The following is a 319-nucleotide window of genomic DNA, read 5'->3' on the forward strand; positions in this document are numbered from 1 at the left end:
GGGCGACCCCACCGCAGCGGCTGAAGTCCAGACGCAGTGGTATACCAAGTTCGTGGCGAGCCTGGTGCCGGTGGGCAAGGTTGCCAAGCTGGGGCTGTTGGCCAAGACCGGTGCCGCAACGGAGGTGGCCGCGCAGGGGGCGGCCTCGGCGACAGGAAGGCTGGTGCCTGGATTGCCGTCGTACTACCGGGAGGCCCCTGGGATTTCGGCAAACGTGGTGGCGCCGGAAGGCTATACAGCGGTGGTCAATCTGCGCACGGGCAAATTTGAGTTTGTCGCGCCTGATGGGAAGCTGTATTTCTATAGCGAGACGGCGCTG

General features: G+C 64.6%; 1 protein-coding gene. It reads left to right on the forward strand.

All coding sequences use genetic code 11. From position 1 onward, the window contains the following. The coding region (locus tag IAE34_RS24890) for a hypothetical protein (protein ID WP_200141485.1) at positions 1-319 on the forward strand (319 nt) is incomplete at both ends.

The organism is Pseudomonas sp. S30 (genome assembly GCF_016518545.1).
Taxonomy (GTDB): Bacteria; Pseudomonadota; Gammaproteobacteria; order Pseudomonadales; family Pseudomonadaceae; genus Aquipseudomonas.